We start from the raw sequence: 12,323 nt of genomic DNA, 5'->3' as shown, positions 1-12,323 counted from the left end.
CCACACCCGAGGAGGGCGACGATGCGATTCTCCCCGCCGCCGGCGATCGCGGCGATCAGCGCCTGGCTGCCGCCGCAGCGCGACGACGCCGCCCGAGCCGTCGCGGAGGGCCGGCTCGACGCCGAGACCGCCGAGCGGCTCGGCTACCGGCACCTCGCGGTGAGCGCCGAGCACGCCGCGCCGGAGATGGCGGTCCTGGCCGCCGGCAAGGCCCTCGCCGAGGCCGGCTGGTCCGGCGCCGACCTGGGCCTCGTCGTGCACTCCTGGACCTACCACCAGGGCCACGACTTCTGGTCCCCGCCGCACTACGTGGCGAGCCAGGTCGGCGCCCACGACGCCCTCGCCGTCGGCGTCCAGCAGATGTGCAACGGCGGCGCCGCGGCCCTCGAGGTCGCGGCGTCGCGGCTCGTCGCGGACCCGTCGCTGCGCCGGTGCCTGGTGACGACCGCGGACCGGTTCGCCGAGCCCGGCTTCGACCGGTGGTGCGGCGACTACGACACCGCGTACGGCGACGCCGGCACCGCGCTCGTGCTGGACCGTGAGGAGGGGCCGTACCGGCTGCTGTCGATCGTGTCCGACGGCGCCACCCGGTACGAGGCCATGCACCGCGGCGACGACCTGTTCAGCCCGGCCGCCCGCGAGCACGCCGACCGGGTGGACGTGCGGGGCACCAAGCGCGCCTTCATGTCCACCGGCGCCGGGCCCGCCTTCGAGGCCCGGCTGCGGCAGGCGGTCAAGCGCGTGGTCCGCACCGCGCTCGCCGAGGCGGGGCTGACCGCCGACGACCCGCGGGTGCGGTACCTGACGCTGCCCCGCATCGGCCTGAGCGGGCTGGCCGAGTCCTTCGACGAGCCGGTCGCCGAGCTCGGGCTGCGCCACACCGAGGTGCTCAACCTCGGCCGGGACACCGGCCACCTCGGCGGCGGCGACTCCCTGGCCAACCTCGCCGACCTGCACGCGGGCCAGCGGCTCGCCCCGGGTGAGGTGGCCCTGCTGCTCAGTGTGGGCGGCGGATTCACCTGGTCGTGTATCGCCGTGCGGGCAGAATAGATCGCCGAACAGCGATATCTTCCGAGCGTCGCAACACTGTCGGACTACGCGGGCATCCACCGCGGATCAAGGAGGAACATGGTGGCACAGCACGGTGACGTACTGGTCGTGGGCGCGGGTGTGATGGGGCTGACCACCGCCGTGTGCCTGGCCGAGGCCGGCGTGCCGGTCCGGGTCCAGGCCGGCGAGTCGCCGCAGGACACCACGTCCGCGGTCGCCGGCGCGATGATCGCCGGACCGGTCACCGACGACCCGCAGGACGACGAGTCGCGGTGGCTGCGCGCCACGCTGCGGGAGTTCACGGACCTCGCCGCGGACCCGCGCACCGGGGTGCGCATCGCCCGCGGCCGCACGGTCAGCCGCGACGAGGACACCACCCCCGGGTGGGCGCGCCAGATGCCGGACTTCGCCGAGTGCGACGAGGCCGAGCGCGCCGGCTACCCGATGGCGTTCTGGATGAGCTCGCCCGTCGTGGACATGCCGCGATACCTGCAGTACCTGGCGGGCCGGCTGGAGATCGCCGGCGGCGTGGTCCGGCTGGGGACGGTCGAGTCGCTGGAGGCGGCGGCCGCGACGGCGCCGCTGGTCGTCAACTGCACGGGCGTCGGCGCGCAGCGCCTCACCGGCGACCCGCAGCTCAAGCCGGTCCGCGGCCAGCACGTGGTGGTGGAGAACCCGGGCCTCACCGAGTTCTTCTACGAGCGCACCAAGGCCGCGGAGATCACCAGCTTCATCCCGCACCTCAAGCGCCTGGTCCTGGGCGGCACGATCGGCCCCGGGAACTGGAGCCTGGAGCCGGATCCGGCGCAGACGGAGGCGATCCTGAGCCGCTGCATCGCGATCGAGCCGCGCATCGCCGGCGCGCCCGTGCTGAGCGTCGAGGTCGGCCTGCGCCCGGCTCGGCCGCAGGCCCGGCTGGAGGAGGAGACGATCGGCGACGCCCGGGTCATCCACAACTACGGCCACGGCGGCGCCGGTATCGGCATGTCGTGGGGCTGCGCGCGGGAGATCGAGCAGATGGTCACGCAGGCCGTGCACCGCTGAGGCAACGGACGACAAGAGGCCCGCACCGGACGGTGCGGGCCTCTTGTGTGCCGTGCTCAGGCGGCGAAGAACGCCCGGTCCAGGTTGGACAGTGAGCGGAAGCAGTCGATGCCGGTCGCCTCGACGTCGACCGGGCGGCCGGTGAGCCGCTCGATGAGGGCGAGGAACTCCAGGAACCCCAGCGAGTCGATGAGCCGGCTCTCGATCAGGTCGTCGTCCGGGTCGATCCCGCTCAGGTCGGGGTGCCGGGCCAGCAGCCAGGCGGTGACGTGCTCGAGTGCGTCGGTCACGGCGTCACCGCGCCCCGGCCGCGCCACCGGCGGCCGCCGCCTCGACGGCCGCCAGGGCGGTGCCCCAGTCGCCGAACCGCCGGTGCAGCACCGACAGCCACCGCTCCAGGCCGAACGCGGCGCAGCCGGTGAACACCGGCTCGGCGGCGTCGCCGTGGCGGATGTCGCAGCGCTCGCCGAAGAAGTTGCGGTGCACGTTGAGCGAGGCGATGGCGAGCCCGTCGACCACGAACTCGTGCTTGACCGGCGAGAGCCGCTGCAGCAGCGCCCGCTGGCCGCCCCGGTCGTAGAACGGGTCGGTCGCCGCCTCCTTGGTGAACGGCAGGCCCAGCGCGGTGAGGAAGGCCGCGACGTGGCCCTCGAAGCGGGCCAGGTGCCCGGTGACGAACTCGCGGGAGCCCAGTGCCACCACCTCGCGCATGTGGAAGCCCAGCAGCCGGCGCAGCTGCTCGTAGTGCTCCTCCCGGCGGAAGCAGCGGCCCAGCACGGTGACGGTGGTGTCCTGGGCCAGCCGGGCGCCCTCCATCGACAGGTACACCGCGAAGCAGGCGGCCGACGGCAGGGCCAGCCGCGCTGGCTCCAGGGCGGCGCCGGCGAACTCGGCCGGCGGGCCGTCCGCCCCCGGCCGGCCCTTGCTCAGGTCGAGGGCGGCGGCGACCACCGCCTGGTGCGGGAAGTTGTCGTAGAAGTCCAGCCGGGCCAGCGACGCGACCGGCAGCAGCGGCGGCATGATCATCGACTGGGCGCCGGCCTGCGTCCCCCAGCCTTCGAACACCCCGTCGAGCCTGCGCAGCAGCGCCGTCTCCGGCGGGGACAGCACGGGCAGGCCGAGCCCTCCCGTGCCGGCGGCCGCGACCGCCGGGCCGGCCGTGGTCAGTGCACTGTCGATGACCGACACGAGTTCCTCCTTCATGCCCGTTCGGGCGCTCTATGAGACCGCCGCGGGGCGGGCGGGGGCGTGCTCGACGAGCCGCTGGACGTCCCGGGCGCAGCCCCACGACATGGCGACGGCGACGCTGCCGTGGCCGTAGTTGTGGATGACCCGGGTGTCGCCGCGGCGCTCCTCCTCGAGCCGGGTCCGCGGCCTGGTGGCCCGCAGCCCGGCGTGCACGCCGAGGATCCGCGCGCCGGCGATGCGCGGCTCGACCTCGGCGCAGCGGCGCACGATCTGCTCGGTCTGCGCCGGGTCCGGCGTGCGGCTCCACGCGTCACGGTCGGCGGTGCCGCCGAGCAGCAGCCGGTCGCCGTGCGGCAGGAAGCTGGTGGAGGTGGCGCCGGGGCTGCGCTCGAAGAAGAACTCCTCCAGGCCCGGGTTCTCCACCACGACGTGCTGGCCGCGCACCGGGAAGACCGCCGGGTCCCCGGCGAGCGTCCGCGCGCCGACGCCGGTGCAGTTGACGACCACGGGCGCCTCGGCCGCGGCCTCGTCGAGCGAGCCGACCGGCGTGACCAGTACCTCGCCGCCGGCCGCGAGCAGGCGGTCCGTCAGGTACCCGAGGTAGCGCGGCATGTCGACCAGCGGCACCGACATCCGGAACGCCACCGGGAAGCCGGCGTGCTCCTGCTCGGTGCACGGCGCGTACCCGGGCAGGCTGTGCATCCAGGGCTGGTCGTCGGCACCGTGCCGGCTGACCATCCTGCCCCGGGCGGTGCGCACGCCGGTGCCGGGGACGGCGGCGAGGGCCCCGAACTCGGCGAGACCGGTGCGGTGCCAGGCGAGGTTGGTGTCCAGGGGCTGCCACTTGGCGGCCGCCTCGACCGGGTCGGCGAAGAGCGGCCCGCCGATGATGGCGCCGGCGACGGCCGAGGTGGTGTCCCGCGGCGCCTCGCCGGTGCGGACCCGCACCCGACAGCCCGCCTCGGCGAGGCAGACCGCGGTGGTGAGCCCGGCGACGCCGGCACCGAGCACCAGGACGTCGATTCCCTGTGCCATGCTTCCTCCGTGTCGCGCGATGTCCTGTATGGACCGTCTGATGTGGACGTCGTGGGTCAGTCGCGCCGCACGGCGACGCACGACCAGGTGTAGCCGTTGCCGGCACTGAGCAGCAGGGCGACCTCGCCGGGGGCGAGCAGCTGCCCGGCGTCCAGGTCGGCGAGGTTGGCGGCCGGGTCGCCGGCGCCGAGGTGGCCGGTGTCGCGGCCGGCCACGACGATCTCGGCGTGCCGCAGGCCGATGTCGGCGGCCGCCGGGCCGTAGAACTGGGTGATGGCGCCGGTGCCGATGCGCGGCATGTACAGGTAGCGCACGCGCGGGTCGTCGAGGGTGAGGTCGGCGTCGGCGAGCGCCTCGCGGACCGCCCGTTGCACGGCGTTGCGCAGCGTCCCGACGAACTGCAGCCAGCCACCGCCGGCGCGGAACACCATCTTGGTACGCCGGGCGTCGACCCGGTCGCGCGGGGTGCGCGGTGCCGGGCTGAACGGGTCGTCGCCGCGGTAGAGCACCTCGTACCGCGGGACGCAGACCGACGCGACGGACAGCAGCCGGTAGGGGCCGCCGGAGCGGTCCAGCAGCAGGGCCGTGCCGGCGTCGCCGTAGGCCACGTCGATGTCGCCGAACCACCGGTCGAACGCCGGCCCGGCGAACCGGTCGCCGGTGGTCACCAGGCAGCGGCGCACCCCCGGGTCGGCGGCCAACCGGCTCAGCGCGACCTCGAGCGCCGCGACGCAGCCGTTGGAGGTCTGCTGGACGCCGACGGCGAGCGCGTCGTGGGCGCCGACCTGGCTCGCCACGTAGTGCGGCGGGGACCAGAAGTCGTGGCCCTGGTGGTAGATCCAGGAGTGCACGACCAGGTCGAGGTCGGCGCCGGACCAGCCCGCCTCGGCCAGCGCCTTGCCGGCGGCGAGCACGGCCATCTCGGGGCCGGCGTGCTCGTCGCTGACCGCGAGCCGGTCGTAGCCGAGCCGCTCGGCGGTCTCGGTGTCGAGCCGGCCGGCCGCGACGGCGCCGGCGGCGTCCTCGCGCCCCGGCGGCAGCCAGGCGCCGATCGCGGCGATGGCGGGCGGTTCGCTCAGCGGTGGACTGGATCTCACGTTCGACCCCCTGGCGGCAAGTATTCGGCGCTGGAGTGAATAATCAGTACAATGAATCGTCAGCGTTACTGACGTATTAGAGTATGCGGCAGTGGTGATACCGGGTCAACGGCCCGGCACCGCCCGATACCGTTGCCTGGCAGGCCCGCCGTCGCAGGCCGGAGAGGACAGACGTGGCACAGCAGTTCGTGGATCCCGACCGCACCGACGTGCGGCTGCACCCGATCGGTGTCGTGCGCACCGGTTACGACCGGCCGGAGGTCACTCCCCCGCAGGCCACCGAGAATCCTGACGAGCCCGGCCGGGTCGTGCTGGACGAGCGGTTCGTCGAAGGGCTCGACGGCCTGGCCCGCCACCGGTATGCGTGGCTGCTGACCTGGCTGCACGCCCAGACCGACGAGGAGGCCTACGAGATGCGCGTGGTCCCGCGCGGCCTGGAGGGCACGGGACAGACCCGCGGCGTGTTCGCCACCAGGACGCCCAACCGGCCCAACCGGCTGGGGCTCAGCCTGGTCAAGCTGCTGGACGTCACCGGCAACGTGATCCGCTTCGAGGGGGTCGACCTCGTCGACGGCACTCCGGTGCTGGACATCAAGCCCTGGTCCCAGGGCTCGGACACCCCGCCGCCACTGCTGGCCGGCAGGTGACCCGCGGCCGGCGGATCAGGTCGAGGCGATCTTGAACAGCAGATCGCGCAGCATGGCCTGCTCCGCCGGCGACAGCGGCGCCAGAAACTCGGTGTGCACGTCGGCCACGAGCTGCTTGAAGTAGGCCAGCCGCTCGGTGCCGTGCTCGGTCAGGTGCAGCGAGAAGGTGCGGCGGTCCACGCCCCGGCGACGCTCGAGCAGGTCGGCCCGCTCGAGGTCGTCGGCGAGGGCCACGACGGTGGAGCGGTCGATGCGCAGCCCCTCACCGAGGACCCGCTGGTTGAGCCCCGGCTCGGCCTCCACCGCGCTGAGCACCCCGAAGTGCCGCATGGTCAGGCCGTGCGGCCCGAGGGCCGCCTCGGCCATCGCGGTGACCTTCTGGGTCGCCTTGCGCAGCAGGAACGCCTGCCACATCGACACGGCGGAGGACAGCTGCTGGGCACGCGGGGCGTCGGCGCCGACCTCGTCGGCGTCGGCGGGCACTGCACTGGATGCGATCTTCGGCCTCGCCACGTTCGACCCCACTATCGACTATCACCTGACCTGATCATATGTCGGCCGCCGGCGTACCGGCATGCGGGGCGCCGCCGTCACCTGGTGGTGAGCGCCCCGCCGTTGACGTGCAGCACCTGCGCGGTGATGTGCCGGGCGCCGGGGGTGGCCAGGAAGTGCACCACGCCGGCGACGTCCTCGGGGACGCCGGCCCGTCCGAGCAGGGTCTCGGCGGTGCGCGCCTGGTGGAACTCCGGCGTGAGGTGCGCGCCGAAGAACTCGGTCTCGGCGATGTAGCCGGGCGACACCACGTTGGTGGTGATGCCCCGCGGGCCGAGCCGCCGCGCGAGGTGCAGGTTCCAGGAGGCGAGGGCCGCCTTGGCCGCGCCGTAGGAACCCTGGCCGCGGTCGGTGGCGAACGACCCGATGTGGATCACCGCTCCGCCCTCCGGCAGCAGCGGCTCCACCACCGTGGTGGTGAGCACGGCGGCCATGAGGTTGGAGTCCAGGTTGGCCTTCCAGTGCTCGACCAGGGCGCGCAGGTCGCCGCTGAGGTCCGGGTGCAGGTTCGCGGTCCCGCCGACGTTGTTCACCAGGACGTCGACCACCTCGGGCAGCCGCTCGCGCAGGGCCTCGATCTGGTCGACGTCGGTGGCGTCGCACACGACGGGCTCGACGTTGGCGCCGAGCTGCGCCGCGGTCTCCTTCAGCACGCCCTCGCGCCGGCCGGTGATGAAGACCCGGTCGCCGTCGGCGGCGAACGCGGCGGCGACGGCGCGGCCGATGCCCACGCCACCACCGGTCACAACGATGGTCCGACTCATCTGAGCTCCTCCTTCTGCGGGGGTGGTCATTCGGCCGCGACCCCGTAGCCGCGTGCCTCCATCAGTTCGTGCCCGAGGAACCCGTCGTGCGGGCTGGTGGTGCCGGCGGAGAACGTCGGCAGGGGCCCCAGGAGCACCTTGCGGATCGTCGGCTCCCGCAGCGCCTCGACGGCGAGCTTGCGGTCACCGCCGAGGATGGTCAGGGCGAGCGTGTTGCGCAGCGGCGCGAAGCCCTCCGTCGGGTCCCACGGCAGCACCCACACGCAGGGGAACGGCAGCTCGATCGCCGCGCCGGGGTGGTCGGGCCGGTCGCAGACCAGCACCGCCGGGCGCATCGCCGCGGAGCCGTCGCCCAGGTCGGCGACCGGGCCGTCCGGGTACAGCGGCGCGGCCACGTCGACCGCGCCGGCCCGCCGCGCGTCGAGGTGGGCGCGCATCGCGGTGGCCCGCGCGATCGGCATGACCGGCAGCTGCGCCTCGGGCGACAGCGGCGGTCCGGGCACGAGCCGGGCCAGCCGCGCCGCGATCGCCGCGCCGACCGCCATCGGGTCGCCGTCGGTGAAGACCGCACTCGCGTTGGTGCACCGCATGCCGGCGTCGTAGCCGACGGAGGTGCAGATCGTGTCGAGGGCCTGCTCGGTCAGCTCGCCGAGCTGCAGCAGCTTCGACAGGCCCGGGCCGCGCGGGATCACGGTCCGGTCGCCGGCGTAGGCCCGCACGGCGTCGTCGCTGCCGAACACCAGGCTCAGGTCGGCGGCCCTGACCAGCGCGTCGGCCGTGGCGTGGCCGCCCGGCAGCAGCGACAGCTGGGCCGGCTCGACCCCGGCGGCCAGCAGCGCGGCGACGAGCCGGGCCGGCGTGAACGGGTCCTTGCTCCCCGGCCGGATCACCAGCTGGTAGCCCAGGGCGAGGCCCTGGATCCACTGCACGTGCACGCCGGGGTTGTTGCCGGGGGCGATGACGGCCAGCACGTCGCCGCGGCGCGCCCAGACGGCCTCGATGCGGCCCGCCTCGACGTCGCTGCCGGCGCCGGGCGGCCGCTCCGCCTCGACCCGCTCGCCCATGTGGGTGCAGACCTCGCGGATGTCGGCCAGCGACCGGCGGGCCGTGGAGATCGGGATGCCGGCGCTGCGGGCCTGCAGCTCGCAGTACTGCTCGGGGCCGATGCCGTCGAGCTCGGCGGTGGCGAACAGCTCGCCGGCGCGGCGGAACACCTCCGCGTCCGGCGCGGTGCCGGACGGGCCGCGCCGGCGCAGGTCCGCGACGGTCAGCGTGGCCAGCAGCGGCGGCGCCTGGTCGACCAGCGCCAGCGGCGTGCCGTCCACGGCGTCCAGCCGCGCGGTCTCCGCGGAGGTGGCCGGCACACCGGCGCGCACGAGCGGGATCCGGTGCAGGGTCATCAGTACACCCCTTCGACGATCGTGTTGGCGATGGCCTCGCGCGGCTTGACGTCGGCGAGCTCGATGCCCGGGTAGCCGTCGACGGGGGCGAGGCGGACCGCGGTGTCGCGCTCCGGCGTCGGCGGCACGAACAGGTCCCGGGTCAGCGTGGTGATCTTGACCTGGCCCGCCTCGCCGGGCGCGACCTGCCTGGTCGGGTCGGCCGGGTCGATGACCTCGACCATCGTGTACGGGTGGAACGGGCGGAACACGCACCGGTAGGTGTCACCGTCGACCGGCGGCCGCTGCGGCGCGACGCCCATCATGGTGTTGCCGTAGGCGCCCATGACGACGGCGTCGGGGAAGACCTCCTCCTGGAACAGCCGCAGGGTCTCCGGGGAGGCGCTCGTGCCGCCCCAGATCAGCCCGCGCAGCTTGGCGCGCAGCAGGTCGTACAGCTCCGGGCGGGCGATCAGGCGCTCGATGATCCGCGGGGTGCACGACATGGCGCGCACGTCCTGGCTGGCGAGCACGTCCTGCACCTGGTCGGCGAGGTGCTCGACGTACAGGTCGAAGAGGTCCTGCCGGCCCTGGCTGACGCAGCGGCGCACCCAGCGCGGGTCGAGGTCGACGTAGTGGCACAGGAAGCCGCGCAGCCCGGCCAGGTGCGTGACGTTCTTCGCCATCACGTGCGGGCCGGTCGGCCCGACGTGCAGCCAGCTGCCCTCGCCGCGCGGGAAGCCGACCTCGTCCAGCAGCAGGCTCTGGAACTCCACGTTGCGCCGGCGCGAGGTGGCGTCCACCACGCGCTTCGGCGCGCCGGTGGCGCCACCGGACTCGTAGACGCCGAAGCGTTCGCCGCGGCAGCCGGCGGGGATGAGCCGGCCGGCGGGGATCCGGGCCCAGTCGACCGTGACCGTGTCGAACAGGTGCAGGTCGGCGAAGCCCTTCACGTCGGCGAGGGGGTCGAAGCCGAGGTCGCCGAGCCTGCCGACCCAGTACGGGCTGCCGGTGGCGGGCGAGAAGTGCCACGCCATCGTGGCGCGCACCAGCTCGTCGAGGTCAGGGACCTGGTCGACGGGGGTGTCGAACACAGCGGTGAGATCGTCGGCCATCAGCATGCTCCGCCCGTCCGTCCGGTGGACAATTTGTCAGTGACATCAATTGTCAGTGCTCACGCATGAATGACGATGCCGAACCGACGGGACTTCGTCAAGCGCGAGCGCACCGGTTTCGATGCGTGGACGGGTCAGCCGGGGCTGCCGGCCGGTCCCAGCTCGTCCAGCGCGCGCGGGCAGCACGGCACGGGGATCTCCCGCATGCCCTCGCACCAGCGCCCGACGCCGGCGAGGGCGTCGGCGTTGAGCCCCGCGCCGGTGCTCAGCCCGAACCACACCAGGCCGCTCACCACGGCGGCGCGCACCGCGCGGACCGTCCGGCGCAGCTGCCAGCGCCTGGTGCCGCAGGCGCACCGCCACCAGCCGCCACCGCTGGCCTTCGCGTGGCGGCCGGCGCGGCCCCTGGTGCGGCGGCCCGCGCCGGCCTTCCCCGGCTCCGGCGCACCACGGCGGACCCACGGCATGGGCGGCCAGAGGTGCACGACCGCGGCGAGCCCCAGCAGCTGCCAGGACTCGGCGAACGCGGCAAGGTCGGCCTGTCGCGCGGCGGCCGCGCGGGCCTCGTCGTCATCAGCCATCGGACACGTCCTCCACGGCGGGCATTGCGATCCGGCTCGGATCCGCAACGTACGCGCGCCCTGGTGTGTCCATCCATCGCCGTAAATCGCACGGCGGAATCGGTTGTGCAAAAAGCGGTGTGGCGGTGTCGCCGGCCGCCGTGGTCCACTGTGGACGGGCGCGGCCGCGGCGGCGGTCAGGGGCTGGTCGCGGCGGGACCGGCGCCGTCGACGCGGGTCTTGAGCTGGTCCGCCAGCACGTGCCAGTTGTTGCCGTAGCACTGGGCGAACTCGATGAGCAGGTAGGAGGAGTGCACCGGCGCGGCGTCGAAGAGGCGGTCGCAGGCCTCCATCTCCGCGACCCGGGAGTCGAGCCAGCGCAGCAGCGTGCGGCCCGACTCGCTGAAGCGCAGCGACGGGTCCTTGCACAGCTGCGCCACCACCGACTTGGCGCGGTCCAGGCTCGACACGTACTGGCCGCGGCGGACCCGCAGGCGGGTCACCGTCGACGTCACCGGGGCCGGGGCAGGGGCAGGGGCGGCCGGAACCGGGACCGCGACGGCCGGCGCGGCCGGGGGTGCGGCCGGAGGCGCGACCAGAGGTACGGCAGGAGCCGCGACCGGGGGCGCGGCGGACCGGGCGTTGCGCCGTTGGGCGGCCGGGATCGGGTCGTCGCCGCGCTTGATCCGCTCCCGGACGTCACGGGCGGTGGCGATGGAGATGCCGGCGTCCCGGGCGATCTCCCGCAGCGACGCGTCGGGCTTCGCGGCGATGTACTCGCTCGCGGTGCGCCGCCCGTCGGCGCTGTTGAGCGGGCGGACCCGGCCGTCGTGGCCGATCCGCGCGGTCACCTGGGGGCCGTTGCCCGCCTGCCGGCGGCGGATCGCGCCGACCGTCTTCGACGACAGGCCGCTGACCCGCGCGATCGCCCGGTCGGAGCACTCCGGGTGCTCCGCCAGGATCCGTGCCGCGGCGCTCTCCCGGTCGCGCAGGGACAGCGGCAGGCCGTGCGCGATGTTGGTCTCCACCGCGAGGGCGAAGACCGCGCTCGCCGGGCCGTCGAAGAACCGGACGTCGACGGTGTCGCGCCCGCGCAGGACGGCCGCCCGCAGCCGGTGCATGCCGTCGATGATCCGCATCGTCGGGCGGTGCACGAGGATGGGCGGCAGTTCGGACTCCGAGTCGGCGAGCATGCGCGCGTGGGCCTCGTTCTCGCCGTCCAGGCGGGGCGAGTCGGCCGGCAGCAGCTGCTCGATCTGCACCTTCACCGGCACGCTGAACGCGCCACGGCCGGACAGCCGGCCCGTCGCCGCGTCCCCGCCCGCACCGTTGCCGGCGCTCCGGACCACCCTGCTGGTCACTGCAGTTTCCACGTGTGCACCTCTCCGTCAGCGCTGTGTTGCCGCCACTGCCTCGATGTCACCGCCCCCGGGTCCCCGCGACCCGGCACCGGCGGACGAAAAACGGGCACCGGCTCCCAGGTCTGGGAACCGGTGCCCGATGCACCCTGCGGCAACGGCTGACCGCCGCGCCGCGCCGGACAGCCCGGGCGCCAGTGCCGGGGGAAGCCCGCATGAACCGTCGGCTCGAACGGCGCCGGCACAGCACTTCGACCATTTCCGCCGCACATGACGTGGCATTCCTCCGTCCCGCCCCAGGGCCGCTCGGCCGCGATTCTTCGCACGGCGGAACGGTCCGAATGCAGGCGTCATCACCCACTGATCAGGTGGTGGAACGCCGCGCCGGACAGGTCGCGATCGCGCGTCACCCGTAATGACGGACACACCTCTGCGATTGTGACGCACTCCGGCAGAATTCTTTTCTGCCCAGGTCAGGGGCCACATCCGGCGTGTTCAACCAGGGAACGGTCACAGTCGAACATCGACGGCGAT

At 74.1% G+C, this 12,323-nt stretch carries 13 protein-coding genes; 3 read left to right on the top strand and 10 right to left on the bottom strand.

The window, feature by feature from the left end; all coding sequences use genetic code 11:
• Positions 1–21 precede the first annotated feature (21 nt).
• Both OP18_RS08450 and OP18_RS08445 read left to right on the top strand, forming a co-directional pair.
• A complete protein-coding gene (locus OP18_RS08450; protein ID WP_033358183.1) occupies positions 22–1,050 on the top strand; it encodes a ketoacyl-ACP synthase III family protein in 1,029 nt (342 codons plus the stop codon).
• A gap of 78 nt (positions 1,051–1,128) precedes the next feature.
• Complete coding sequence (locus OP18_RS08445) at positions 1,129–2,094, top strand: FAD-dependent oxidoreductase (protein ID WP_033358182.1); 966 nt, start codon at positions 1,129–1,131, stop codon at positions 2,092–2,094.
• A gap of 56 nt (positions 2,095–2,150) precedes the next feature.
• Here OP18_RS08445 and OP18_RS08440 read toward each other — a convergent pair whose 3' ends face one another.
• Genes OP18_RS08440 through OP18_RS08425 form a run of 4 tightly spaced genes read right to left on the bottom strand, consistent with a single transcriptional unit; the run spans position 2,151 to position 5,414 of the window.
• Positions 2,151–2,384, bottom strand: a complete 234-nt coding sequence (locus OP18_RS08440) for a hypothetical protein (RefSeq protein ID WP_033358279.1) — start codon at positions 2,382–2,384, stop codon at positions 2,151–2,153.
• A gap of 4 nt (positions 2,385–2,388) precedes the next feature.
• Positions 2,389–3,282, bottom strand: a complete 894-nt coding sequence (locus tag OP18_RS08435; protein ID WP_211273472.1) for a class-II aminoacyl-tRNA synthetase family protein — start codon at positions 3,280–3,282, stop codon at positions 2,389–2,391.
• A 30-nt stretch (positions 3,283–3,312) separates the two neighbouring features.
• The gene (locus tag OP18_RS08430) at positions 3,313–4,317 is read right to left on the bottom strand and encodes an FAD-dependent oxidoreductase (protein WP_033358181.1); all 1,005 of its coding nucleotides are present in this window, start codon (positions 4,315–4,317) and stop codon (positions 3,313–3,315) included.
• 56 nt (positions 4,318–4,373) lie between these two features.
• Positions 4,374–5,414, bottom strand: a complete 1,041-nt coding sequence (locus OP18_RS08425; RefSeq protein ID WP_081970537.1) for a ketoacyl-ACP synthase III family protein — start codon at positions 5,412–5,414, stop codon at positions 4,374–4,376.
• Between the two features lie 173 nt (positions 5,415–5,587).
• Here OP18_RS08425 and tsaA point away from each other — a divergent pair, with 173 nt between their 5' ends.
• Positions 5,588–6,061 carry a tRNA (N6-threonylcarbamoyladenosine(37)-N6)-methyltransferase TrmO gene (gene tsaA / locus OP18_RS08420; RefSeq protein ID WP_052386392.1) on the top strand — a complete coding sequence of 158 codons (474 nt, stop codon included), beginning with the start codon at positions 5,588–5,590 and terminating at the stop codon, positions 6,059–6,061.
• A gap of 15 nt (positions 6,062–6,076) precedes the next feature.
• Here tsaA and OP18_RS08415 read toward each other — a convergent pair whose 3' ends face one another.
• The 6 genes from OP18_RS08415 to OP18_RS08390 form a co-directional block, all read right to left on the bottom strand.
• A complete protein-coding gene (locus tag OP18_RS08415) occupies positions 6,077–6,574 on the bottom strand; it encodes a MarR family winged helix-turn-helix transcriptional regulator (protein WP_156089366.1) in 498 nt (165 codons plus the stop codon).
• A gap of 77 nt (positions 6,575–6,651) precedes the next feature.
• Positions 6,652–7,377, bottom strand: coding sequence for an SDR family NAD(P)-dependent oxidoreductase (locus OP18_RS08410; RefSeq protein WP_033358180.1), 726 nt, complete (start codon positions 7,375–7,377; stop codon positions 6,652–6,654).
• Positions 7,378–7,403: 26 nt separating this feature from the next.
• Positions 7,404–8,777, bottom strand: a complete 1,374-nt coding sequence (locus tag OP18_RS08405) for an aldehyde dehydrogenase family protein (protein ID WP_033358179.1) — start codon at positions 8,775–8,777, stop codon at positions 7,404–7,406.
• Positions 8,777–9,871, bottom strand: a complete 1,095-nt coding sequence (locus OP18_RS08400; RefSeq protein WP_052386412.1) for an acyl-CoA synthetase family protein — start codon at positions 9,869–9,871, stop codon at positions 8,777–8,779. Before OP18_RS08400 ends, OP18_RS08405 begins: the two co-directional genes overlap by 1 nt.
• A gap of 134 nt (positions 9,872–10,005) precedes the next feature.
• Complete coding sequence (locus OP18_RS08395) at positions 10,006–10,452, bottom strand: hypothetical protein (RefSeq protein WP_033358178.1); 447 nt, start codon at positions 10,450–10,452, stop codon at positions 10,006–10,008.
• A 176-nt stretch (positions 10,453–10,628) separates the two neighbouring features.
• On the bottom strand, positions 10,629–11,804 hold the full coding sequence (locus tag OP18_RS08390) for a ParB/RepB/Spo0J family partition protein (protein ID WP_081970535.1): 1,176 nt from the start codon (positions 11,802–11,804) through the stop codon (positions 10,629–10,631).
• Positions 11,805–12,323: the final 519 nt, after the last annotated feature.

Origin of the sequence: Dactylosporangium aurantiacum (genome assembly GCF_000716715.1) — a bacterium.
GTDB classification, from domain to species: Bacteria; Actinomycetota; Actinomycetes; order Mycobacteriales; family Micromonosporaceae; genus Dactylosporangium; species Dactylosporangium aurantiacum.
This window is presented reverse-complemented; position numbering and strand designations above follow the sequence as displayed.

Bases quoted from the DNA above. Each gene is read 5' to 3' on its own strand.
- OP18_RS08430 (WP_033358181.1), bottom strand. From the start codon at position 4,317: ATGGCACAGGGAATCGACGTCCTGGTGCTCGGTGCCGGCGTCGCCGGG.
- OP18_RS08450 (WP_033358183.1), top strand. From the start codon at position 22: ATGCGATTCTCCCCGCCGCCGGCGATCGCGGCGATCAGCGCCTGGCTG.
- OP18_RS08445 (WP_033358182.1), top strand. From the start codon at position 1,129: ATGGTGGCACAGCACGGTGACGTACTGGTCGTGGGCGCGGGTGTGATG.
- OP18_RS08410 (WP_033358180.1), bottom strand. From the start codon at position 7,377: ATGAGTCGGACCATCGTTGTGACCGGTGGTGGCGTGGGCATCGGCCGC.
- OP18_RS08395 (WP_033358178.1), bottom strand. From the start codon at position 10,452: ATGGCTGATGACGACGAGGCCCGCGCGGCCGCCGCGCGACAGGCCGAC.
- OP18_RS08400 (WP_052386412.1), bottom strand. From the start codon at position 9,871: ATGGCCGACGATCTCACCGCTGTGTTCGACACCCCCGTCGACCAGGTC.
- OP18_RS08405 (WP_033358179.1), bottom strand. From the start codon at position 8,777: ATGACCCTGCACCGGATCCCGCTCGTGCGCGCCGGTGTGCCGGCCACC.